The 23,557-nt window shown below is 70.5% G+C and carries 20 protein-coding genes and 1 tRNA gene; 9 read left to right on the top strand and 12 right to left on the bottom strand.

Going from position 1 to position 23,557, the window contains the following annotated elements:
* Positions 1-161 precede the first annotated feature (161 nt).
* From ACYVO7_RS02120 to ACYVO7_RS02135, 4 genes are all read right to left on the bottom strand, one after another.
* Positions 162-671: an OsmC family protein gene (locus tag ACYVO7_RS02120; protein WP_460448538.1), complete on the bottom strand. Its 510-nt coding sequence runs from the start codon at positions 669-671 to the stop codon at positions 162-164.
* A gap of 29 nt (positions 672-700) precedes the next feature.
* The gene (locus ACYVO7_RS02125) at positions 701-1,486 is read right to left on the bottom strand and encodes an ABC transporter ATP-binding protein (RefSeq protein WP_460448194.1); all 786 of its coding nucleotides are present in this window, start codon (positions 1,484-1,486) and stop codon (positions 701-703) included.
* Positions 1,487-1,496: 10 nt separating this feature from the next.
* Positions 1,497-2,264, bottom strand: a complete 768-nt coding sequence (locus tag ACYVO7_RS02130; RefSeq protein ID WP_460448195.1) for an ABC transporter permease — start codon at positions 2,262-2,264, stop codon at positions 1,497-1,499.
* 127 nt (positions 2,265-2,391) lie between these two features.
* Positions 2,392-3,372: an aliphatic sulfonate ABC transporter substrate-binding protein gene (locus ACYVO7_RS02135; RefSeq protein WP_460448196.1), complete on the bottom strand. Its 981-nt coding sequence runs from the start codon at positions 3,370-3,372 to the stop codon at positions 2,392-2,394.
* 329 nt (positions 3,373-3,701) lie between these two features.
* Here ACYVO7_RS02135 and ACYVO7_RS02140 point away from each other — a divergent pair, with 329 nt between their 5' ends.
* The gene (locus ACYVO7_RS02140) at positions 3,702-6,521 is read left to right on the top strand and encodes a [protein-PII] uridylyltransferase (protein ID WP_460448197.1); all 2,820 of its coding nucleotides are present in this window, start codon (positions 3,702-3,704) and stop codon (positions 6,519-6,521) included.
* A 13-nt stretch (positions 6,522-6,534) separates the two neighbouring features.
* Here ACYVO7_RS02140 and hemW read toward each other — a convergent pair whose 3' ends face one another.
* Together hemW and ACYVO7_RS02150 are read right to left on the bottom strand one after the other, a co-directional pair.
* Complete coding sequence (gene hemW, locus ACYVO7_RS02145; protein ID WP_460448198.1) at positions 6,535-7,698, bottom strand: radical SAM family heme chaperone HemW; 1,164 nt, start codon at positions 7,696-7,698, stop codon at positions 6,535-6,537.
* A 109-nt stretch (positions 7,699-7,807) separates the two neighbouring features.
* Entirely contained in the window at positions 7,808-9,406 is a 1,599-nt protein-coding gene (locus ACYVO7_RS02150) for a catalase (protein WP_460448199.1), read from the bottom strand.
* A gap of 188 nt (positions 9,407-9,594) precedes the next feature.
* Between ACYVO7_RS02150 and ACYVO7_RS02155 the strand changes: the two genes are divergently transcribed.
* Complete coding sequence (locus ACYVO7_RS02155; protein WP_460448200.1) at positions 9,595-10,164, top strand: glutathione peroxidase; 570 nt, start codon at positions 9,595-9,597, stop codon at positions 10,162-10,164.
* Positions 10,165-10,167: 3 nt separating this feature from the next.
* Here the strand turns inward: ACYVO7_RS02155 and ACYVO7_RS02160 are convergent, their stop codons facing one another.
* Positions 10,168-10,311 carry an aa3-type cytochrome c oxidase subunit IV gene (locus tag ACYVO7_RS02160; protein WP_460448201.1) on the bottom strand — a complete coding sequence of 48 codons (144 nt, stop codon included), beginning with the start codon at positions 10,309-10,311 and terminating at the stop codon, positions 10,168-10,170.
* A gap of 105 nt (positions 10,312-10,416) precedes the next feature.
* A complete protein-coding gene (locus ACYVO7_RS02165) occupies positions 10,417-10,746 on the bottom strand; it encodes a hypothetical protein (RefSeq protein WP_460448202.1) in 330 nt (109 codons plus the stop codon).
* Between the two features lie 167 nt (positions 10,747-10,913).
* Between ACYVO7_RS02165 and ACYVO7_RS02170 the strand changes: the two genes are divergently transcribed.
* A complete protein-coding gene (locus tag ACYVO7_RS02170; protein WP_460448203.1) occupies positions 10,914-13,283 on the top strand; it encodes a xanthine dehydrogenase family protein molybdopterin-binding subunit in 2,370 nt (789 codons plus the stop codon).
* A 77-nt stretch (positions 13,284-13,360) separates the two neighbouring features.
* The gene (locus ACYVO7_RS02175; RefSeq protein WP_460448204.1) at positions 13,361-14,614 is read left to right on the top strand and encodes an MFS transporter; all 1,254 of its coding nucleotides are present in this window, start codon (positions 13,361-13,363) and stop codon (positions 14,612-14,614) included.
* A gap of 42 nt (positions 14,615-14,656) precedes the next feature.
* On the opposite strand, the gene ACYVO7_RS02180 is transcribed toward ACYVO7_RS02175, so the two are convergent.
* Positions 14,657-15,256 (bottom strand): Hsp20/alpha crystallin family protein, encoded by a 600-nt coding sequence (locus tag ACYVO7_RS02180; RefSeq protein WP_460448205.1) that lies wholly within the window; start codon positions 15,254-15,256, stop codon positions 14,657-14,659.
* A 1,245-nt stretch (positions 15,257-16,501) separates the two neighbouring features.
* Positions 16,502-16,591, bottom strand: a tRNA-Ser gene (locus ACYVO7_RS02185).
* A gap of 269 nt (positions 16,592-16,860) precedes the next feature.
* Between ACYVO7_RS02185 and ACYVO7_RS02190 the strand changes: the two genes are divergently transcribed.
* The 3 genes from ACYVO7_RS02190 (at position 16,861) to ACYVO7_RS02200 (ending at position 18,610) form a co-directional block, all read left to right on the top strand.
* On the top strand, positions 16,861-17,181 hold the full coding sequence (locus tag ACYVO7_RS02190) for a hypothetical protein (protein WP_460448206.1): 321 nt from the start codon (positions 16,861-16,863) through the stop codon (positions 17,179-17,181).
* A 187-nt stretch (positions 17,182-17,368) separates the two neighbouring features.
* Positions 17,369-18,025 carry a peptide-methionine (S)-S-oxide reductase MsrA gene (gene msrA, locus ACYVO7_RS02195; RefSeq protein WP_460448207.1) on the top strand — a complete coding sequence of 219 codons (657 nt, stop codon included), beginning with the start codon at positions 17,369-17,371 and terminating at the stop codon, positions 18,023-18,025.
* Positions 18,026-18,106: 81 nt separating this feature from the next.
* Positions 18,107-18,610, top strand: coding sequence for a TIGR00645 family protein (locus tag ACYVO7_RS02200; RefSeq protein WP_460448208.1), 504 nt, complete (start codon positions 18,107-18,109; stop codon positions 18,608-18,610).
* Between the two features lie 16 nt (positions 18,611-18,626).
* Here the strand turns inward: ACYVO7_RS02200 and mepA are convergent, their stop codons facing one another.
* Together mepA and ACYVO7_RS02210 are read right to left on the bottom strand one after the other, a co-directional pair.
* Positions 18,627-19,478 carry a penicillin-insensitive murein endopeptidase gene (gene mepA / locus ACYVO7_RS02205; RefSeq protein WP_460448539.1) on the bottom strand — a complete coding sequence of 284 codons (852 nt, stop codon included), beginning with the start codon at positions 19,476-19,478 and terminating at the stop codon, positions 18,627-18,629.
* Positions 19,479-19,537: 59 nt separating this feature from the next.
* A complete protein-coding gene (locus ACYVO7_RS02210) occupies positions 19,538-21,340 on the bottom strand; it encodes a hypothetical protein (protein WP_460448209.1) in 1,803 nt (600 codons plus the stop codon).
* 175 nt (positions 21,341-21,515) lie between these two features.
* Here ACYVO7_RS02210 and ACYVO7_RS02215 point away from each other — a divergent pair, with 175 nt between their 5' ends.
* Together ACYVO7_RS02215 and ACYVO7_RS02220 are read left to right on the top strand one after the other, a co-directional pair.
* Complete coding sequence (locus ACYVO7_RS02215; protein WP_460448210.1) at positions 21,516-22,016, top strand: GtrA family protein; 501 nt, start codon at positions 21,516-21,518, stop codon at positions 22,014-22,016.
* Positions 22,017-22,036: 20 nt separating this feature from the next.
* Complete coding sequence (locus ACYVO7_RS02220) at positions 22,037-23,554, top strand: NAD(P)/FAD-dependent oxidoreductase (RefSeq protein ID WP_460448211.1); 1,518 nt, start codon at positions 22,037-22,039, stop codon at positions 23,552-23,554.
* The last annotated feature ends 3 nt before the right edge of the window (positions 23,555-23,557 follow it).

A 23,557-nucleotide genomic window follows, 5' to 3' on the forward strand; every position in this document is an offset into this window, starting at 1 on the left:
TCTCCCGCGCAGCGGGGGAGATGTCGGCGGAGCCGACAGAGGGGGAGGGCGTGCGCCCCGATTTCGCGGACGCCGGCGCTCGGCCGCCCCCTCCCCGCCCTCCCCCGCTTCGCGGGAGAGGGTTCCGGCTGTGGCGCAGCCCGCAAAGACGCGAAGCCTTCCTACCCCCGGTTCACCTGCACGCTGAGCTGCGGCTTGGCGTTGATGGTCTGGAAAACCACGCAATAGCGCTCGGTGAGCTTGATCAGCGAATCGATCTTCTCCTGCGGCGCGTCGGTGTCGAGGTCGAAGGCGAGGCGGATGGCGCGGAAGCCCACGGGCGCCTCGCGGTCGACGCCCAGCGTGCCGCGGAAGTCGAGGTCGCCCTCGGCGCGGACCACGCCCTTGCGCAGCGGCACTTCGAGGGCCGTTGCGACGGCCTTGAGGGTCACGCCCGCGCAGGCGACCAGCGCCTCCAGCAGCATGTCGCCCGAGCAGAGCTCGGCGCCCGAGCCGCCGGTCGCCGGGTGCAGGCCCGCGACCGCGAGCGCGCGGCCGGTCTCCACCTTGCAGGCGATCTTGGCCTCGTCGATCTCGCCCGAGGCCTTCAGGGTGATGACGGCCGCGTCCGGCGCGTCCTTGTACTTGGCCTTGATGGGGGCCTGCATGGCCCGCAGGGCGGTCGCGTCGATGGCGTCGGTCATGAGCTGTCCTCCGGAGGTCACCACCACAGCTCGGCGCCGCCGGCGGTGGGGTTCTGGGCGTCTTCGCCCGTGTTCTTGAGCGAGCGGTCGAGCGCATTCAAGACCCTGCGCTTGGCTTTGTCGAAACCCGGCGCGAACTTGTCGCGCGGGCGGGGCGCCGTCACCCTGACGGTCTCGAAGACGCGGCCCGGCCGCGGGCGCATGATCACCACCCGGTCGGCCAGGGACACCGCCTCATCGACGTCGTGCGTGACGATGACCACCGTGGGGCGGCTCGCCTCCCACAAGGCGATCAGGTGCTCGTGCAGGCTGGCGCGGGTGAAGGCGTCGAGCGCCGAGAAGGGTTCGTCGAGCAGCAGCACCTTGGGTCCGGCGACCAGCGCCCGCGCGATGGAGACGCGCTGCTGCTGGCCTCCGGAGAGCTCCCGCGGCCAGCGGGCCGCATGTTCGGCGAGCCCGACCCGCTGCAGCGCGGCGGCGGTGCGCGCCTCCCGCTCGGCGCGGGGCAGGTCCATGAGCCCGAAGGCCGCATTGTCGGCCACCGTCAGCCACGGGAGCAGCCGGGGCTCCTGGAAGACGATGCCGACGGCCGGATGAGGGGCGGCGATGCGCTCGCCGTCCACCGTGATCTCGCCGTCGGTGGCGACGTCGAGCCCGGCCACGAGGCGCAGCAGCGTGGTCTTGCCGCAGCCGGAGCCGCCCACGATGGCCAGGATCTCGCCGGCCTCGACCGACACCGAGACGTCCTGGAGCGCGCGGGTGCCGTCCGCATAGGTCTTGGAGAGGCGATCGACGATGAACATCACAGGAGACTCACAACCGGCCCCGGGCCGTGTCCTGCCACGCCACGAAGCGCGACGTGGAGGCCACCAGGACGCCGTCGCAGAGCTTGCCCAGAAGGGCGAAGGCGATGATGGCCGCGAGGATCTGGTCCGGGCGGCCCATCTGCTGCCCGTCGAGCAACAGATAGCCGAGGCCCTCCGAGGCGCCCATCAGCTCGGCCGCCACCACGAACATGAAGCCGAGGCCCAGGCCGGACCGCAAGGCGATGATCCATTCCGGCAGGACGGCCGGGAGCATCACGCGCCGGACCATCGCGGCGTCGCCCAGCCGGAAGACGCGGCCGACCTCCAGGAGCTTGCGGTCGATGCTGGCGATCGCGCCCGCGACGCCGAGATAGACGGGAAAGAAGACCCCCACCGCGATCAGGACGACCTTGGACGTCTCGAAAATGCCGAACCAGAGCAGGAACAGCGGCACCCAGGCGATGGACGGCACGGCCCGCAGGGCCTGCAGGCTGGGATCGACGAGGGCGCGGAACCTGACGGAGGCGCCCGCGAGCGCCCCGGCCAGCGTGCCGAAGATCGCCCCGAGCGCGAACCCGGCCAGGACGCGCGCGAGCGTCGCCCCCACATGCGTCCACAGTTCGCCGGTGCGGGCGAGGCTCCAGAACGCGGCGAGGATGCGGGAAGGCGGCGGCATCAGCCGCCCCTGCGCCAGGCCGAGGCGCACGGCCGCCTCCCACCCGAGGGCCAGCGCCAGCGGAAGGAGCAGGCCGACGGCCCAGCCGGGCCGACGCACACGCGAACGCGGCGCCGTGAGGGGCGGCGCCGCGTTGCTTGCGTCCGTCGGAGGGGAGGTCGACGGACGCGATGGGATCGTCGAGGCGTCCAAACGTGGCGTCTCCGGTCTTGGCTCCGGACAGGCTTTACTGGGTCGCGGCTTTTCCGGCGAGGTATTTCGGCTCGATCAGGCTCGCCACGGTCGCCTTGACGTCCACGCCGGCGTCGATCACGCCCGCCTGCTGCAAGGCGAGACCGGCGGCCAGGATGGTCTCGGCCTGGGGCTGGCCGATCGGTCCGTGCGTCAGCTCGGTGCGCTCGAGCTGCTTGGCGATGACCGGATCCGGCAGCTTGGTGGCCGCAACCAGCGTCGCGGCGAGGTCCTTGGGGTTGGCGAGCGACCACTGGCGGGCCTGCTCATAGACCTTCAGCACGCGCGAGACGATCTGCGGGTTCTGCTGCGCGAACTCCTCGCGGACGTTCAGCACGCCCCAGGTGTTGGCGGCGGGGTTGCGGAAGAACAGGCGGGCGCCGCCCTCCACCTCGAAGGCGGCCATCAGGGGATCGAGCCCGGCCCAGGCCTCCACGTCGCCGCGCTCCAGCGCGAGCCTTCCGTCCGGATGCTGCAAGAGGACGAGCTTCACGTCCTTCTCGGTGAGCTTGGCGTCGGCCAGGGCGCGGACCAGGAAGATGTGCGGATCGGTGCCGCGGGTCACGGCGACGCGCTTGCCCTTGAGGTCCTGCACGGTCTTGATCGCGTCGGACTTCGTCACCAGCGCGGTCCATTCCGGGCGGGAATAGACGTAGACGGACTTGATCGGGTTGCCGTTGATCTTGGCCACCAGGGCGGCGGAGCCGGCCGTCGAGCCGAAATCCAGCGATCCGGCGTTCAGGAACTCCAGGGCCTTGTTGGAGCCGAGCGACTGGACCCAGCGGATCGTGATCCCGTCCTTCTTGAACTCCTCCTCGAGCAGGCCCTTGTCCTTCAGGACGAGGCTGACCGGGTTGTAAGTGGCCCAGTCGATGCGGATCTCCTTGACCTCGGCGGATGCGGTCCGGGCCGCGCCGGCCGTCATGCAAAGGGCGGCCGCCAAGGCGAGCGTGTGGCGTCGATTGATCGTGAACATGCGTCCTCCTCATCATCCCGGCTGCAGGGCGCGGTCGTGGGAGGAGGGCGCTGAACCCCGATCCGCCCGCGGCGCTTTAGCTGCATTTGTGTGGCCGAAGACCCTGCGGATCCCGGCCGCCGCGCCCAGCAAGCTGCTCGCTCAAATCGGCGCGTGTTTGGTTTATAGGTTCGATCGTTCTGTATGTCAAACGCAACGTGGTTCCTGAAATTCCACATCGCATTGCGTGATTTAGCCTGGCGGCGCGGCGGCGGGTCGATGCGGCAAGGCCGCATTTGACGGATGCCGTGAATCCTCCGAAACCTAGCCCTTCTCTGGAACGGACGTCCATGGTCGCGCCCCGAAGCAGCCCAGCCCACCCGTCGCCTGTCTTCGACAGCGCCCACCTGGCCCTCTCCCTCGAGCAGGCGGTCCGCGAGGCCGGATCCGACCCGGCGGTGCGCCGCACCGCGGTGGTCGCCGTGCTGCGCGACACCCTGAACGAGGGCCGGGAGAAGGCGCGGGCGCTGCTGGACGTCGAGCGCAACGGGCTCGCCTGCGCCCGGCGCCTGTCGGGGCTGATGGACGCGCTGGTCGGCGCCCTGCACGACATCGCCGTGCGGGTGCTGCATCCGGCCGTGAACCTGTCGGCCTCCGAACGTCTCGCCGTCGTCGCGGTGGGCGGCTACGGCCGCGGCACGCTGGCGCCGGGATCGGACGTCGACCTGCTCTTCCTGCTGCCCTACAAGACGACGCCCTGGTCCGAGAGCGTCATCGAGAGCATCCTCTACGCGTTGTGGGACCTGAAGCTGAAGGTCGGCCATTCGACCCGCAGCCTCGACGAATGCATCCGCGAGGCGAAGGGCGACCTCACCATCCGCACCGCGCTGCTGGAGGCGCGGCTGCTGCTGGGCGACGCGGCCCTGTTCGAGGAGTTCGAGCAGCGCTACGACCGCGAGGTGGTGCAGGGCACGGCCGCCCAGTTCGTGGCGGAGAAGCTGGGCGAGCGGGAGCGGCGGGTCAACCGGGCCGGCCAGTCGCGCTATCTGGTCGAGCCCAACGTCAAGGACGGCAAGGGCGGCCTGCGCGACCTCAACACGCTCTTCTGGATCGCCAAATACGTCTACCGCGTGAAGCGCAGCGCCGACCTGGTGCAGGCCGGACTGTTCTCGCAGGAGGAGGCGGACCTCTTCCGCCGCTGCGACGAGTATCTGTGGCGCGTGCGCTGCCAGATGCACTACGTGACCGGACGCGCCGAGGAGCGCCTCGCCTTCGACCTGCAGCGCCAGATCGCCGAGCGGCTCGGCTATTCCAGTCATGGCGGCATGTCGGCGGTGGAGCGCTTCATGAAGCGCTACTTCCTGGTGGCCAAGGACGTGGGCGACCTCACCGCCATCGTGTGCGCCGCCCTGGAGGCGCGCCACGCCAAGCCGCGCGCCATGCTGGACCGGCTGGTGGGGCGGTTCCGCCGCAGCGGCCGCGCGATCTCGGAGAGCAAGGACTTCGTCATCGACAACGACCGCCTGAGCGTGGCGCGCGACGACGTCTTCGCCCGCGATCCGGTGAACCTGATCCGGCTGTTCTGGATCGCCGACAAGCTCAACCGGGCGATCCACCCGGACGCCACGCGCCTCGTCACGCGGTCGCTGAAGCTGATCGGCCCGGAGGTCCGCAGCTCGCCCGAGGCCAACCGGCTCTTCGTCGAGATCCTGACCTCGACCAACGCCCCCGAGGTGGTGCTGCGGCGCATGAACGAGGCCGGCGTGCTCGGCCGGTTCACGCCGGAATTCGGCCGCGTCGTGGCGATGATGCAGTTCAACATGTACCACCACTACACGGTGGACGAGCACCTGATCCGCTCGATCGGCATCCTGGCCGACATCGAGAACGGGCGGCTCAAGGACGAGCTGCCCGTCGCCAACGAGATCCTGCCGGCGATCCGCAACCGCACCGTCCTGGCGGTGGCGCTGTTCATCCACGACATCGCCAAAGGCCGCCCGGAGGACCACTCCATCGCGGGCGCGCGGATCGCCCGCAAGCTGGGGCCGCGGCTCGGGCTCACGCCTGCCGAGACCGACACGGTCTCCTGGCTGGTGGAGCACCACCTGCTGATGTCGACCATCGCGCAGAGCCGCGACCTGTCGGACCCCAAGACGATCGAGACCTTCGCGGCCACGGTGCAGACGCTGGAGCGCCTGCGCATGCTGCTCGTGCTGACGGTCTGCGACATCAAGGCGGTCGGGCCCGGCGTGTGGAACGGCTGGAAGGGCCAGCTGCTGCGCACGCTCTATTGGGAGACCGAGATCGTGCTGGCCGGCGGCCACTCCCAGATCGAGCGCGCCCAGCGCGTCCGCTACGCCCAGGACGAGCTGCGCAAGGCCCTGCCGACCTGGCCGGACGCCGAGGTGGACGCCTATGTGGCGCGCCATTACCCCGCCTATTGGCTGAAGGTGGACCTGCCGCGCAAGGTGAAGCACGCGCTTTTCCTGCGCGGGGCCGAGAAGGAGCTGCGCTCTCTCGCCACCGAGGTGGCGACGGACAGCTTCCGGGGCGTGACGGAGCTCACCGTCACCGCGCAGGATCATCCCCGCCTGCTGGCGATCATCACCGGCGCCTGCGCGGCGGCGGGGGCCAACATCGTCGACGCCCAGATCTTCACCACCACGGACGGGATGGCGCTGGACACGATCTTCGTCTCGCGCGCCTTCGATCTGGACGACGACGAGCTGCGGCGCGCCAACAGGGTGGCGCAGCACATCGAGCGCGCCCTGAAGGGCGAGATCAGGATCGCCGAGGCGGTCGCGGCCCGGTCGCCGGACCGCAGTTCGGCGTCCAAGGCTTTCACGGTGTCTCCGGACGTGATGATCGACAACGCGCTCTCGATGCGCCACACGGTCATCGAGGTGTCGGGGCTCGACAGGCCCGGCCTGCTCTACGAACTCACCACCGCGCTCGGGAAGCTGAACCTCAACATCGCGTCGGCCCACATCGCCACCTTCGGCGAGAAGGCCGTGGACGTCTTCTACGTCACCGACCTCACCGGCTCGAAGATCGCGAACGCGGCCCGCCAGGCCTCCGTGCGCCGGCACCTGATGGACGTGCTGCAGGCGCGCGACCCCGGACGGGAGCGCGACCGCGAGCCGAAGCTGGCGCGGGCCGGGGGGAGGTGAAGCCCCGGACGCTTCAGGCCGCCAGATCCGCCACGATGGCGTCCAGCACCGGGAAGCCTTCGCGGGTGACGCGCAGGCGGCTGTCGGGCAGCTGCTCCACGAGCCCCTCGCCCGACAGATCCGCGATGCGGCGCGGATCGAGGTCGCGCCCGGCGAGTGCGGCGTAGCGGGCGGGATCGACGCCCTCCACCAGCCGCAGCCCCATCAGGAGGAACTCGTCGCCCTGCGCCTCGGCGGACAGGCGCTCGACGTCGACCACGCCGTGCCCTTCGGTCTCCACCCGGGCGAGCCAGCTCTCCGGGACGAGTTCGGTCGACATCGCCAGCCGGCCGTTGCCGGTCGCCAGCCGCGCATGGGCGCCGGGGCCGACGCCGGCATACTCGCCGTAGCGCCAGTAGACGAGGTTGTGGCGGCACTCGGCGCCCGGCCGGGCGTGGTTGGAGATCTCGTAGCCGGGCAGGCCATGCGCCTCGCAGACTTCCCGGGTGGTCTCGTAGAGAGCTCTGGCGGCGTCCGCATCCGGCACCACGAGTTTCCCGGCGTCGCGCAGGCGCTCGAACATGGTGCCCGGCTCGATCGTGAGCTGGTAGAGCGACAGGTGCTCCGCCGCGCGGGCGATCGCCTCCTTGAGCTCGGCGGCCCAGGCGGCCGGCGTCTGGTCCGGACGGGCGTAGATCAGGTCGAACGAGTAGCGGTCGAAGACGCTGGCGGCCACCGCGACGGCCGCCATGGCCTCCTCGGCCGTGTGCAGGCGCCCGAGCGCGACGAGGTCGGCGTCGTTCATCGCCTGCACGCCGAGGGAGACGCGGTTGACGCCCGCGGCCCGGTATCCGCGCAGGCGCGCGGCCTCGACGGAGGTCGGGTTGGCCTCCAGCGTCACCTCGACGTCGGGCGCCACCTCCCAGTTCGCCGCGACGGCGTCGAGCACCGCCCCGACGGTGGCGGGCTGCATGAGCGACGGCGTGCCGCCGCCCAGGAAGATGGAGCTGACCTTGCGGCCCGGCGCCAGGGCCGCCTGGTGGGCGATCTCGCGCCGGAAGGCGGCCACATAGCGCGCCTCGTCCACCGGGGCGCGCCGGACATGGCTGTTGAAGTCGCAATACGGGCACTTCGAGGCGCAGAAGGGCCAGTGGATATAGACCCCGAAACCGGCGTCGAAGGGAGGGCGTGCGTCCATGCCGGTGGTTTGAGCGCTCGCCGCGCGGAACGCAAGCGCCAAGGCGGCCCGGACGCAGGCAGGCCGGCCCTTGCGAGGCCGGCCTGCCCGGAGTCCTGACGCAGGACGGCTATTCGGCCGCGTCCGCCCGCCGCGCGCCGCCCTCCCGCTTGCCGTCCGTGTAGGTCGCGCCCTCGCGGTTGCGGCCGGGCGCGGGCTTGCCCTCGAGCGGCGGCAGCGCCTTGGCCTTCTCCAGGTCGATCCCCGCGCCCTCGGCGACGCGGCGGCCGTAGTCGGGATCGCAATGCCAGAAGTGCCAGACCATGCGCAGCGCGATGGGCTCCGGGCACTGCTTCATGTCGTCCACCAGGTTGGCGATCAGGTCGTCCCGCTCCCAGTCCTCGAAGGTCCGGTAGCGTTCGCCGGCCTGCTTGTAGTCGTCGGCCGTACGGGTGGTCTGGTAGCGGCCGAGATGGCCCTCGACCCACGGATGGTAGTCCTTGGCGGGCTTGGGCGCCTCGCTCAGGCCGCCCATGGCGCTCGGCTCGTAGTTGACGTGCGGGTTCTCGCCGCCGCCGTCCACCAGGTAGGTCATCTGCCCGTCGCGCTGGTTGGTGGCGGCGCGGGCCCGCTCCTGCGGGGCGTTGACGGGCAGCTGCAGGTAGTTGGGGCCGACCCGGTAGCGCTGCGTGTCCGAGTAGGACAGCGTGCGCCCCTGCAGCATCTTGTCGTCCGAGAAGTCGATCCCGTCCACCAGCACGCCGGTGCCGAAGGCCGACTGCTCGGTCTCGGCGAAGAAGTTGTTGGGGTTCTTGTCCAGCACCAGCCGGCCGACCGGCAGCAGCGGGAACTGGTCTTCGGGCCAGCGCTTGGTGTCGTCCAGCGGATCGAAGTCGAGCTCCGGATGATCGTCGTCCGACATGATCTGGACGCACATCTCCCATTCGGGATAGTCGCCGCGGTCGATGGCGTCATAGAGGTCGCGGGTGGCGTGGCCGACGTCGCGGGCCTGGATCTCGGCGGCCTGCGGGCTCGTCAGGTTCTTCACGCCGAGCTTGGGCTCGAAGGAGAACTTCACCAGCACGGCCTCGCCCTGGTCGTTGACCAGCTTGTAGGTGTTCACGCTGGAGCCCTGCATGTGCCGGTAGTCGGCCGGGATGCCCCAGGGGCTCTTCACCCAGGTCACCATGTGCAGGGACTCGGGGTGGTGCATGACGAAGTCGTAGAAGCGCCACGCCTCCTGGCGATTGCTCACCGGGTCCGGCTTGAACGCGTGGATCATGTCCGGGAACTTGATGGCGTCGCGGATGAAGAAGACCTTCAGGTTGTTGCCCACCAGGTCCCAGTTGCCGTCCACGGTCTTGAACTTGATGGCGAAGCCGCGCGGGTCGCGGGCCGTCTCGGGGCTCTCCTTGCCGCCGACCACCGTGGAGAAGCGCAGAAACACCGGCGTCTTCACGCCCGCCTGGGTCAGCACCTTGGCGCGGGTGTACTTGGCGGCCGGCTCGTCGCCGATCTTGCCATAGGCCTCGAAATAGCCGTGCGCGGCCGTGCCGCGGGCGTGCACCACCCGTTCCGGGATGCGCTCGCGGTCGAAATGGGTGATCTTCTCGATGAACTGGTAGTTCTCGAGAGTGGCGGGGCCGCGTTCGCCGACCGAACGCAGGCTCTGGTTGTCGGAGACGGGGCGTCCCTGACGCGTCGTGAGTGTCTTGCGCGTGTCGCTCATGTCGCTCCCCTGTGATGAAATGATGCGCAGCCGAATGCGCGAACGGCGGCTCCGCCGCCGGCGTCACGCGACAACGCCCATTGCCGTCCTGAGGTTGCACGCGGCGGCATGATCCGCGGCGACATGAAACCGATGGCCGGAGCGGACCGTAGACGCATCGTGCCTGCAGAGCGAGCCGGAGGAATCCCATGAACCTCGATCGTCGCGCCATCCTGGCCGGCCTGGCGGCCTCCTGGGCCGCTCCGGCCTTGTCCCAGACCGCTCCCGGGATGAGCGGCAGGACCGCGTGGAGCTTCACCTTCGCGGGGCTGGACGGAAAGGACCTGCGGCTGGCCGAATATGCGCCGCGGCCCGTCCTGGTGGTCAACACGGCCTCTTTCTGCGGCTTCGCCTCGCAACTGGGCGGGCTGCAGGCGCTCTGGACCGCGATGCAGCCGCGGGGCCTCACCGTCATCGGCGTCCCGTCGAACGATTTCGGCGGCCAGGAGCCCGGCGGGTCCGACGAGACGGCCGGGATCGCGCGCCAGCACGGGGTGACGTTCCCGATGGCCGCCAAGGTCAAGGTGCTGGGGCCGGACGCCCATCCGTTTTACCGGTGGGCCGCGGCGGAGCGCCCGCGCGACCTGCCGCGCTGGAACTTCCACAAATATCTCGTCGGCGCGGACGGGCGCCTGGCGGGGGTGTTCCCGACGACGACCGAACCGAACGCCTCCGCCCTCATCGCCGCCGTCGAGCGCGAGATCGCCAAGGCCGGATGAGCGTCATTCGGTCCAGTAGAAGATGAACAGCAGGATCAGGGGCACGGCGAGCGCCACATATTGGCATCCGCGGACGAACATCCGGTAGGTGCGCTCGTGCTCCTCAAGGTCCACCTGGGGCGGCTGGCCTGCGACGCGCTGTTCCATGACCGATCCTCCTCGGCCCTCGCCCCCTCGCGGGCGTGATTCTAGACCGCCTTCCGGCTGCGGCGCAGCCCATCGGCGTCTGTGTTCGCGACCGTGCGCCGGACGTCAGCGGCCGGGCAGCGCGCCCGCAGCGAGCTGGCTGGCCTGCAGGGCGGCGAGACGGCGCTTGAGCAGGGCCTTCGTCCAGCGCAGGTCGGGCGCGGAGGCGCAGTCCGGCTCCGCCGCCATGCTCCAGGCCTCCTTAAGGTCGGCCGCGTAGTAGCCCGCCTCCGCGACGGCCTCCCGCGGGTCGAGATCCGCCCAGAAGTCCACCCAGAACCGGTGCTCGTCCGCCGACGCGATCCGCGTCGCCAAGGCCTGGCCGTCGCAGGCGCTGGCCTGGCCCGCCGCCGCGAGCGCCAGGAACGCCGCCGCATAGATGGATCGATGGCGCATGGTCATCCCTCGACGGGATCATGGACCCTGAGCGCCGCTTCAGGTGTGACAATCGGCACAGAGCCGACAGGTTCGTGCGTTGAATCCGGGCCGCCGTCCGTTTACGAGACCCGGCTGGGACACGTGTCGCCGCTGGCCGGCGCCGACCGGGCGGAAGGCGATCTGGAATGCCGAATCGGAACGAGGGCGGAGCGACGCTCCTCCAGGATGCGTCCGGCGACCCGCGATCCGAGCGGCGCGCCGAGGACCTCCGCTTCCTGACCGGACGCGGGACCTATGTGGACGACGACGGGCCGGCCCAGACGCTGCACGCGGCGGTGCTGCGCTCGCCCCATGCGCACGCCAGGATCCTGAGCGTCGACGTGTCGGCCGCGCTGCAGGCGCCGGGCGTGCGCGGCGCCTTCACGGGGCGGGACCTGGCCGCCGACGGCCTGGGGCCGCTGCCGTGCTCCCTCGCGCTCGGGCCGGAATGCGGCCTCGTCGTCCCGGAGCGCCCGGCGCTCTGCCTCGACCGCGCGCGCCATGTGGGCGACCCGGTCGCCCTGGTGGCGGCCGACACGCGTCAGCTGGCCATCGACGCCCTGGACCTCATCGTGGTCGCCTACGAGACCGAGCCGTCCACCACCGACACGCAAGCCTCGCTGGACGCCGGCGCGCCCCAGGTCTGGCCCGAGGCGCCGGGCAACCTGGCGTTCCGGTATCGCCGCGGCGACGGCGACCAAACCGCGGCGGCCCTGGCGGGGGCGGCCCACGTCGTCGAGATCACCCTCGTCAACAACCGGATCGCGGCCGCGGCGCTGGAGACGCGGGGCGCTATCGGCGCCTGGGACGCGGCGGCGCAGCGCTACCTGCTCACGCTGAGCGGGGCCTCGGCGCACCAGATCCGCCGCGAGCTGGCCGAGGGCGTGTTCCGCATCCCCCTCGACCGGCTGGACGTGGTCTGCCCCGACGTCGGCGGCGGGTTCGGGATGAAGAACGTCGTCTATCCCGAATACGCGCTCGTGCTCTGGGCGGCGAAGCGGCTGGGGTCGCCCGTCCGCTGGACGGCCGAACGGATCGACGAGTTCGCGGCCGGCGTGCATGCGCGGGACAACGTGACCCGGGCGCGGCTCGGCCTCGCCCCGGACGGCCGCTTCCTGGCCCTGGCGGTCCAAACGATCGCCAATCTGGGGGCCTATGTGAGCTCGCTCGGGCCCGGCAGTTCGACGACGGCCCCGACCCCGGCGATGGGCGGGCTCTACGACATTCCGGCCGTCAGCATGGATGTCCGCGGCGCGTTCACCCATACGGCCCCGATCGACGCCTATCGGGGCGCGGGCAAGCCGGAGGCGAACTACGTGATCGAGCGGCTGGTCGACGTCGCCGCGCGGCGGCTCGGCCTCGACCCGGCCGAGCTTCGCCGGCGCAACCTGATCCGCAGCTTCCCGCACCGGAACGCGCTGGGCTATGCGATCGATTCGGGCGACGCGCTCTCGAACCTCGACAGGGCCCTGGCGGCGGCCGACCACGCCGGATTTCCGGCGCGCCGCGAGGCGTCCCGGGCCGCAGGCCGGCTGCGCGGGATCGGGATCGGCTGCTTCCTGGAGACCTCGCGCGGGCAGCCCAAGGAGGACGCCTGGCTCAGGGTCGCGCCGGACGGCCGCATCGACCTCGCCGTCGGGACGCAATCCAACGGGCAAGGCCACGAGACCAGCTTCGTGCGCCTCGCGGCCGACAGACTGGGCCTGCCGGCCCAGGCGTTCCGCTTCGTGCAGGGCGACACCCGCGAGCTTCCGCGGGGCGGAGGCCATGGCGGCGCCCGCTCCCTCCACATGGGCGGCGCGGCGCTGCTGCTGGCCGCCGACGACCTCGTCCGGAACGGACGCATCCTGGCCGCCCGCCTGCTGCAGGGCGAACCGGACGCCGTGACCTATGCGGCCGGCGAGTTCGTGCTGCGCCCGCGCGACGGAGGGCCGTCCCGCTCCATCTCGCTGGCCCGCGCGGCGGCGGAGGCCGCCTCGGCCGGCGACGAGGCGCTGCAGGGCCACGGCCACAATCCCTCGGAGAGCTACACCTTCCCGAACGGGTGCCATGTGGCCGAAGTCGAGATCGATCCGCAAACCGGCGAGACGCGGCTGCTGGCCTACACGGCGGTGGACGACTACGGCGCGCTGGTGAACCCGCTGCTCGCCGAGGGGCAGGTGCATGGCGGCCTGGCCCAGGGCGTCGGCCAGGCGCTGATGGAGGAGATCCGCTACGATCCCGACTCGGGGCAGCTCCTCACCGCGACCTTCATGGACTACCAGGCCCCCCGCGCGGCGGACCTGCCCCGTTTCGACGTCCGCTTCGTCGAGATCCCGACCGACGCGAACCCGATCGGGGCGAAGGGCGCCGGGCAGGCGGGCGCGATCGGGGCGCCGCACACGATCATGAACGCCGTCCTGGACGCGCTTGCGCCGTTCGGGATCGAGCACCTCGACATGCCCGCCACGCCCCAGCGCGTCTGGGCCGCGCTGCGGGGCGCCGGGGAGCGCGAACCGTCCCCAGGGCCGGCTTGAACGACCGCCGCAAAGATGCTCTGTGCGGTGTCGCAGGCGCGCCATCCTGGCCCCTGCGCAGCGGCGAGAGCTTCATCATGGCGATGCTTGCCACCCTGGAGGGCTCCGGCCCGCGCGCGCCCGACAGCGCCTACGCGTATACGCGCCTCGCTCTCTCGCTCCTGATCGCCACGATCGTGGGCGCGGGCATGTGGGCGGTGATCGTCGTCCTGCCCAGCGTGCAGGCGGAGTTCGGCGCGGACCGCGCCGGCGCCTCCCTGCCCTACACGCTGATGATGTTCGGCGTCGCCTTCGGCACCATCATGCTGGGGCGCATCATGGACCGGACCGGCGTCGCGGCGCTGCTGGCCGTCGCCGCGGCGGGGCTCGGCGGAGGCTTCGTGCTCGCCGGGATGGCGCCCAGCCTGGCCGTGTTTTCGGCCGTGCACGGCCTGCTCATCGGCATCTTCGCCGGCGTCGGCTTCGCGCCGATGATGGCCGACATCTCCCACTGGTTCATCAAGCGGCGCGGGCTGGCCGTCGTGGTGGTGGCGTCGGGCAACTACCTCGCCGGCACGATCTGGCCGCTGGTGATCAAATGGGGCATCCCGGCGGTGGGGTGGCGCGCCACCTATATCGGCATCGGCGTCTTCATCGCCGTGACGGTGATTCCGCTCGCCTATTTCATGCGGGGCCGGCCCTCGGCGCAGATGATGGCCGAGGCCGAGGCGGCGACCGAGTCCGCGCGGGCCGGCATCGGCGTCTCGCCGCGGCTCCTGGTGATGCTGCTCGTCGCGGCCGGCTTCTCCTGCTGCGTGGCGATGTCGATGCCGCAGGTCCACATCGTCGCCTATTGCGGCGACCTCGGCTACGGCGTCGCCCGCGGGGCCGAGATGCTGTCCCTGATGCTGTCGCTCGGCATCGTGTCGCGCATCGGGTCTGGCCTCGTCGCCGACCGGATCGGGGCGACCACGACGCTGCTCATCGGATCGCTGATGCAGGGCGTCGCCCTGGCGCTCTACACCCTCTTCGACGGCCTGACCTCGCTCTACATCGTGTCGGGCATCTTCGGCCTGTTCCAGGGCGGGATCGTGCCGATGTACGCGGTGATCTGCCGCGAACTCCTGCCGCCGCGCGAGGCGGGATCGAAGATCGGCCTCGTCGTCTCGGCCACCATCCTGGGCATGGCCTTCGGCGGCTATGTGTCGGGCGTGATCTTCGACGAGACGAGCTCCTACCGCATGGCCTTCCTGAACGGCATCCTGTGGAACGCCTTCAACCTCGCGGCGGTCTGCTGGCTGATCTTCAGCCGCAGGAAGATGGCCGGCGGCCTGTCGCGCACCGCCGCGTGAGCGACGCGGACGGCCGCCCGGCCGTCCGCGCGACAGCGCCCGTCAGGCCGGCGGGTTGGACGAGCCGCCCGGCTGGGCCGCGCCGCCCTGCCCCGCGCCGGAACCCTGGCCGGACTGTCCTCCCGCCTGGGGGGCGATCTCGGCGCCGCCCTGCGACGCGCCTCCCGTCTGCACCTGGATGCGGCGGGCGCGCTCCTGCCTGGCGTTCTTGGGCAGGGTGACGGTGAGCACGCCGTTCTCGAAATGCGCCTTCACCTGGTCGGGATCGGCCGGGAACGGCAGTTGCAGCGCGCGCTGGAAGGTGCCGTAGGACCGCTCGATATAGTGGAAGTTCTCCTTGTCTTCCTTCTTCTCCAGCTTCTTCTCGCCGCGGATCACCAGGATGTCGTCATTCAGGTCGACATGGATGTCCTTGTCCGTCACGCCGGGCAACTCGGCGGTGACGCGGACCTCTGTGTCGGTCTCGCTGACATTGATGTTCGGCGCGATCAGGGTGGAGCCGCCCTGCCCGCCTGCGGCGGAGAGCGGCGCCCCCCGCATGACGTCGTCGAACAGCCTGTTCATCTCGCGATGCAGCGACAGGAACGGGTCCGCCCCGAGCAGGCCGCCCGAGCGGAAGGGCGTCAGGGAAGTGCGCGCCATGGTGGTCTCCTCACCGGTGAGTGTGGGAGACGCCGCCCGCCGCCGGGGCCTTCCGAATGAGCATCCGTCCGCCCCTCGGGAGCGACGCCGTCCGCGCTCCCGGAACCCCTCACGGCCTGCGCCGACGGGCCCGCACCGGCCCCCGCCATCGCCGCCTCATCGAGGCTCCGACATCGCGCGTAACGGTGAGACAAACTCGAGCGGAGCCATCCGGTTGCACGCGGCGCCCGCCCGGTCATGGGACGTACGATCGCGAGCGCGAAGGGGCGCGGCGGCAGTCCACTCACCAGAACTGATAGTTACGCCGCCTGCGCTCCAGGGCTAATTTTCCCAGGCCAACCTCTTCCCCGCCCTGGGAGCCCTCGTGATGGAAGGTCTTTCCGCCAAGATCCACGCCCCGCCGCCGTCGCCGCGTCGGTCCGCAAGCTGAACGCCTGCAACAAGACGCAGGCCGTGACGACGGCGCTCGTCTGCGACGAGCTTCGGCTCTAACCGCCTCTTCCCCGGCGCGAAGCGACCTACAGCGGAAGCCTCCGCTGCCTCCCGCCGAGCCCCCGACGGGACCGTTTCTTGATGCACGGTGACCCTACCAGATCTAGGTATGGCCGACCCACCGCGCTCCTCCTATCAAGACAAGCGCGACAAACCGCTCCATGCTGGAAGGCGGGGCGGCCGAGATGAAATCATCGGCTTCACTTTCGCCAACATGATCTATCTGTGAGGCCGGCGATGCGTCCCTTCGATCGCAAGCTTGCGCCCAAGCGCTACAAGGTCCCCTTGAGTGGACCCGTTGGCAGACCCCTTGTCTGACATCGTGGGCGTGCGTGGCGCTAACCCTATGGCTGCCCGTGCGGTGAGGCCTCTTCCACCGTCCCCGCCCTCCGGTGGGCTTGAGGTTAGGGCTTGAAGGGGTCGGGTGCTTGAGGGTGCGCAGGGTGTAGGGCGCTCCGATCACCCCAGGAGACGAAACCTCGAAGCCCCACTATGCAGTCGCTTTGAGGGATGGTGATGAGGAGCGGTCCAATGCCGGAAGGGACCCCGAGGTGGCCAGCATCAGGTCTACCTCATAGCCACCTTAGGCCACCCCAAGCTGCCCTTTATGGGGGACGCCAAGCGGCGGGAGATGGAAGAGGGAGTGGGTCTGGTTTGCGCAGGGCGCCCGGGTGAGGGGTAGCGTGGGGGGCACCAACGCAGGCCCTTCGGCCTAAGATTCTAAAACCGTTTACAAATTTGGATGAATGAGGCTGGCGGAGGGAGCGGGATTCGAACCCGCGATACGGTTTCCCGTATACACACTTTCCAGGCGTGCGCCTTCAACCACTCGGCCACCCCTCCGTGCGTCCCGTGGGGACGCGAGGCAGCCTCCTAGCATCAAGACGGCGGGAGGCGCAAGGCGAACCGGACAAAGGCCGCGGCGTTCCGGGCGGCGGCGGCGGACGGGGCGCGGGCGGCGCCGGGAGCAGGCAGGAGGCGCGCCGGAGCACGGGGCGGGGGGTTTCGGGCGGGCGGAAGGCTTCGGTTGCGCGGCGGGCGGCGAGGCGGTAGCCGTACCGTCGAGGCCGCATCGAGACGCGGGTCGCGAATCGCGGGGGCGTGGAGCCGGGATGATCCGCTTTCTGATCAGGGCCATCGGGTATTTCGCGCTGGCGGGCGCCTTCGTGAGCGCGACCGTGGACGGCACGCGCTCCATCGCGTCGGCGGCGCTGACCTGGACCTCGATCGGCGCCGCGCTGGAGCGCGCCGCGCCCGCCGCCCAGGCGTGGATGCAGGCCGGGCTCGGCCGGGTTCACCCCGCCCTGTGGGATTCCGGCGCCGCCCTGCTGCTGCGCGCGCCGCTGGCGCTGGCGCTGCTGGGGCTGGGGCTCCTGCTCGTCCGGCTCGCGGCGGATCCGGAGCCCGTGGTGGGCCACGCCCCGCGCGACTAGACCATGCTGCGTCTTGATGGAAACACAGCAGGGTCTAGGTGTTTTGGTTGCCGCATGCATCGTGCGAAAAGCCGGATTCCACCTTTTCGCTGCATGCTCTCAGCCGCGACGGCGCGCCGCGAGCCCTCTCGAAAAAACGCCCGCCGCACCCCACATTGCAGCTTTCCCTCCCGCCGCGAGGTCCCCCATGTTCGCTTTTCGCAAGAAGACCGCCCTGCCCACGCGCGAGGAGGCCCTGCCGGGCCGCGCCCAGCCGCTGCCAACGGCGGAGACGCACTTCGTCAACGGCTCGCCGCTGAAGGGCCCCTATCCGGCCGGCTCGGAGACCGCGATCTTCGCGCTGGGCTGCTTCTGGGGCGCGGAGCGCAAGTTCTGGCAGACGCCGGGCGTGCTGACGACCGCCGTGGGCTATATCGGGGGCGTCACCCCCAACCCGACCTATGAGGAGACCTGCACGGGCATGACCGGCCACACCGAGGCGGTGCTGGTGGTCTATGATCCGAAGCAGGTCAGCTACGAGGAGCTCCTGCGCGTGTTCTGGGAGAACCACGACCCCACGCAGGGCATGCGCCAGGGAAACGACGTCGGCACGCAGTACCGGTCGGGCGTCTACGCCACGTCGCCGGAGCAGCGGGCCGCGGCCGAGGCCTCCAGGGCCGCCTATGGGCGGGCGCTCGCCGCCCGGGGCTACGGGCCGATCACCACCGAGCTGGCGGACGCCGGGCCGTTCTACTTCGCCGAGGACTATCACCAGCAATATCTGGCCAAGAACCCGATGGGCTATTGCGGCCTGGGCGGCACCGGGGTTTCGTGCCCCATCGGGACGGGCGTCGCCATCGGCTGACCGTCGCGATTCTGAGGAATTCATTGAGCGGGCGGTCCGGATGCGGCCGCCCGCACTGACGTTGAGAGCCGCGGGGGACCCATGATCGAGCGGAATCTGGAGCGTTTTCTGTTTGCCAGCCGCTGGCTGCTGGCCCCTTTCTACGTGACGCTGGTGTTCGGGCTCCTGGTGCTGCTGGCCAGGACGCTGCGGGAAATCTGGCACTTCGTGCTGCACATTCCGAGCGCGACCGAGTCGGACGTCATCCTCGGCGTTCTGTCGCTCATCGACCTCACCTTCACGGGCTCGCTCATCGTGATCGTGATCTTCTCCGGCTACGAGAACTTCGTCTCGAAGATCGACGAGGCCGCCCACAAGGACTGGCCGGACTGGATGAGCAAGATCGACTTTACGGGGCTGAAGCTGAAGCTCCTGTCGTCGATCGTGGCGATCTCGGCCATCCAGCTCCTCAAGGCGTTCATGAACGTCAAGAACACGAGCGACCGCGACCTCATGTGGTACGTCGTCATCCACATGGTGTTCGTGATCTCGGGCGTCTTCCTGGCGCTGACGGACAAGATCTCAGGCGAGGCCAAGGGCCACTGAGCGCCGCGCGCGCCTCTCAGGGGGCCTTCAGGACCGCCCGGCAGGCCTGGGGCAGCGCCGACATCTCCATCGGGGGCTTGGGCTTGCCGCCGGGCCTGGGGTGCAGCACCGCATCGGAGAACCAGTAGTCGAGCTCCTTGCCGCAGCCCTCGCCAGCCGGCACGGGGTCCTGCGACTGGCAGTCCGTCTCGCCGGCCGGGCAGGCCATGCGGATATGCATGTGCCAGTTGTGCCCATACATCGGCCGGACGCGCCGCAGCCAGCTGCGGTCGCCCGTCGCCTCGCGGCACAGCGCCTTCTTGATCGCCGCGTTGACGAAGATGCGCTCCACCTGCGGCTGCTGGGCCGCCGCCTTAATCAGCGCGTGCTGGCCCTTGGTCCAGTTCTGCGAGACGTCGAGCTTGTCGTCGCGGACCATGTCGGCGGCGGCGATGTCCTCGCGCTCCTGGCTGGAGAGCACGCGGGGCGGCATGGGGGTGAGCCAGACATCAGCATCGAGGCCGATCTGGTGGGAGGCGTGGCCCGTCTTCATCGGCCCGCCGCGCGGCTGGGCGATGTCGCCGACCAGGATGCCGGGCCAGCCATTGGTCCTGGGCACGGCGCGGGCGAATTTCTCGAGGAACTCGATCAGGGCGGGATGCCCCCAGGCGCGGTTGCGCGACAGGCGCATCACCTGCCAGGCCGGGCCGTCGGCCGGCAACGCCTCGGCGCCGGCGAGGCAGCCCTTGGCGTAGAAGCCCAGCACCCGCGAGGGCATGTCCGCCGGTCGGGTCACCGCGCCGAACAGCTCCTTGGCGGGAGGCTCCGCCGAGGCGGGCGCCGTCCAGAGCGAAAGCGCCACGGCGGCGGCCGTCATGGCGGCGGGCATGAGCGGCGACACGGAAAGGCGCATGCGGGGCTCCTCGTGGTCTCGGCGCCGGCCGCCTGTCAGCGCGGCGCGACGCGGTACAGCTGCAACACTCCGCCGGTCGGAATCGGCTCCAGCCCGGCCACGGCCTCTCCGCGGATCAGCCGGGCCTTCAGTCCATCATGATCCCGGGCCTGGGGCGAGCGGGAGCAGAGCAGGAGATAGGCTGCGCCCCGGGCGCGGAGCCTGTCCAGCGCCAGGGCGGGCGGGGCGGACAGAATGGCGTCCCCGTCCACGATCCCGCGCGACTGCCGGTGATAGGGGGCGGACAGGACGCTGTGGGGCGTCCCCGCCAGCACGAAGGGGCCGAGGCCCAGGGGGCTCACCACGAGGCCGGGGGCCTGCCGGGCCAGGACGTCGTATTGGCGGAGATCCTGGCAGGCGGAATCGTCCACGCCGGCCCTGGGGCGGGCGACCGCGGTCGCGGCGGCGCCGGCCGAGTGGTCCGTCTGGGCGGAGTCGTCGGGAAAGACGGCCGAGGCCAGGACGGCCCAGGTCGTGCTGCCCAGCATCACCCCGCCGGTCAGGGCGACCAGCAGGGCGGACCTGCCGGCGCCGGCGGCCGCTTCGGCCCGCCTGCCGATCGCGGCCGCGACCAGCGGCAGCGCGAAGATGTTGGCGTAGAACATCGTGCGAATCTGCAGGCATCCCGCCACGAAGGCGAGCAGGGCCGAGGCCAGATAGGCCAGGACGGCCCAGTCGCGCCGGCGCCAAAGATCGCGCAGGAGCCCGGCCGCCGAGGCCAGGCCCAGAGCCGGTCCGAGCGCCATGACGGTCGCGCTGGTCGGGTCATCGGCGAAGATCGTCGTCCAGGGCCTGAGTTCGTCGACGTAGTCGAGCCAGACCGGCCAGAGGCGGCGGTCCACCTGGCCGAAGGGACCCTTGAGGCAAGCCGGCTCGATCGCCGCGAACAGGGCGAGGACCACCCCTGCGAGGCCGCACAGGCAGGCCAGCCGGGCGCCCTGGGAGAGGCGGCCCGACGCCAGCGCGGCCAGGCCCAGGCCGCCGGTCGCGGCGGTCGCCGCATAGGTGAGCGAGAGGCTGTCGCAGGCGCCGGCCGTCCAGAGCGCGGGCGGAACGGTCGCGACCGTCAGCGCCGCGACCGCGACGGCGAGGACGAGTCCGTAGGCCCGGGCTTCGGCCCGTCGGGCGTCCCCCTCGAAGCAGCGCGCGGTCATCACGAGCGCGCCCGCCAGCGCATAGGGCAGCGTCTCGAGCCCGACCGCGAGCATGAGGGCCGTGAGCAGGCCGCATCGGGCCGCCTGGCGCGGGCCGTCCCGAAGCAATGTCGCGAACATCCAGAGCGTCAGCACGGCCTGGACGTTGTGGTGATCGATCCGGCCCGGCGCGAACTGCCAGAGCATCGAGAGGCCGAGGCCCAGCATCATGAGGGCGGGCAGCGCCGCCTTGGGTCCGCCGAGGCGCAGCGCGAGTTCGCGCACGGCCAGCAGCGCGGCCAGCAGCACGAGCGCCGGCCATGTCGCCAGCGCCAGGCGCTCGGCCGCGGCCGCGTCCGCGACGAGCCCGAACGCGCGGATCAGCAGGGCGAGAGGCGCGTCGATCAGGCGCGACCAGTGCATCGGCACGGGATGGGCGGGATCGAGCCGATGCTGCACGAGGTCGAACCACCCCTGCCCGGCCAGGAGGTCGCGCACCTGCACGAGCCGCATGGCGTCGTCGGTGTCGCGGAACGCGACCCCCAGGGTGGGCGGCAGGCCCCCGAACAGCAGGGCGACCACCCAGGCGAGCAGGACGGGCGGCCAGAAGGATGTCGGCCTCGGCTCCCCGCAGGCCTTCGGGCTCGCGTCCGCGCTCGCGGTCATGTCGATCATCGGATGGGCCTCGGCACTTCTGCTCTCATAGCGCGAGGGCGTTAACGGCTCGTTCAGCGTGGCGGACCGGCCGGCGAGGTCGTTTACCGAATATTCCAAGGTCCAGCGCTAGATCTTCGCGGCGGAGCCAGGGCCAAGTCCGCGGCTGACAAGGAATTCGAAGTCGATGCGACAGATGACGGCCCTCGCCCACCCCGCCTTGCTGGCCAGGCTGTGGCGGTGGGCGGGACTGCGCTCGACGCGGTTCCGGTCGACGCCGCTGGGCGCCCTGCTGTCGCTTCCGATCGTCCAGGCCTTCAGCCGCTTCCTCAGCGTCGGGGCCTTGGGGCTTGCGACGGACGCCACGATCTTCAGCGTGCTGGACGCCCGCCACATGGCTCCGGAGATCTCGCGGGCGATCTCGCTGGGCGTGGCGACCTGCGTCACCTGGCGGCTCAACCGCGCCTTCACCTTCGCGGCGAGCGGCCGGAAGGCTCCCGTCGAGGCGCTGCGCTACACGGCTGTCGCGCTCCTGGCCCAGGGGCTCAGCTACGGCGTGTTCCTGACCCTGGTCTATTCGGTCCCCGCCCTGCCCCGGCTGTTCGACCTGCTGGTCGGGGCCGGACTGGCGGCGTTCGCCGGCTTCGCCGGACACAAGTTCTTCGCCTTCGCCCCCGCCAAGGCCTGACTCTTCGCAAGGTGCGCGTCATGACCCAGAGCCCAGCCTGCCAGCACACGGACGTCCTCATCATCGGCGCGGGCCCGGCCGGGCTCACCGCCTCCTACCTGCTGACCAAGGAGGGCCGCGACGTCACCGTGATCGAGCGCGACCCGGACATGGTCGGCGGCATCAGCCGCACGGTGAACTACAAGGGATTCCTGTTCGACATCGGCGGCCACCGGTTCTTCTCCAAGGCGAAGGAGGTGGTCGATCTGTGGAAGGAGATCCTGCCGGACGACTTCATCGAGCGCCCGCGCATCTCCCGCATCTACTACAAGGGCAAGCTCTATTCCTATCCGCTGAAGGCGTTCGAGGCGCTGTGGAACCTCGGCGTCCTCCAGAGCGCGCTTTGCATGCTGAGCTATGGCGTCGCCAAGCTGCGGCCGATCGAGAACCCGAAGACCTTCCACCAGTGGGTGCGGAACGCGTTCGGGGAGCGGCTCTTCTCCATTTTCTTCAAGACCTACACCGAGAAGGTGTGGGGCATGTCCTGCGACGAGATCTCGGCCGACTGGGCGGCCCAGAGGATCAAGGGCCTCAGCCTCGGCGGCGCGGTCCTGAACGCGCTCGGGCGCGCGTTCCGGGGCAAGCCGAAGCCGCAGGCCGGCGGCGAGGTCATCAAGACGCTGATCGAATCCTTCCAGTATCCCCGCAAGGGTCCCGGCATGATGTGGGACGCGGCGGCGCGCAAGACGCGCGAGCAGGGCGGCCGGGTGCTGATGGACCGCAGCCTCGACACGATGCGCTATGACGACGCGGCGAAGCTCTGGACCGTGACGGTGCGCCGTGGCGACGGCGCGGTCGAGACCCATACGGCCCGCCACGTGATCTCGTCGGCCCCCATCACGGAGCTCACCCGGGCGATCGCCCCGGCGCCGATCTCGCTCTTGCATGCGCGGGCGCTGCGCTACCGCGACTTCCTGACCGTGGCGCTGATCACCACGCGCCAGGACCTCTTCCCGGACAACTGGATCTACATCCACGACCCGTCCGTGAAGGTCGGCCGCATCCAGAACTTCCGCTCCTGGTCGCCCGAGATGGTGCCCGATCCGAACCTCGCCTGCCTGGGGCTGGAATATTTCTGCTTCGAGGGCGACGGCGTCTGGTCGGCTCCGGACGACGAGCTGATCGCGCTGGCCAAGGCCGAGATCGCCAAGATCGGCCTGGTCAGGGAGGACGAGGTCGTGGACGCCTGCGTGGTGCGCCAGGCCAAGGCCTATCCGGTCTATGACGACGAGTACAAGGACCACGTCGCCATGGTGCGGCTCGACCTGGAGGCGCGCTTCCCGACGCTGCACCTCGTCGGCCGCAACGGCATGCACAAGTACAACAACCAGGACCACGCGATGATGACCGCCATGCTGACGGTCCGCAACATCCTGGCCGGCGAGCGGCTCTACGACATCTGGGACGTCAACGAGGACGCCGAGTATCACGAATCCGGCGAGAGCGGCGTCCGCGAGGCGCTCGGGTCCGAGCGGCTGGTTCCCCGGAAGGTGGCCTGAGGC

This window comes from Alsobacter sp. SYSU BS001988 (genome assembly GCF_054796215.1).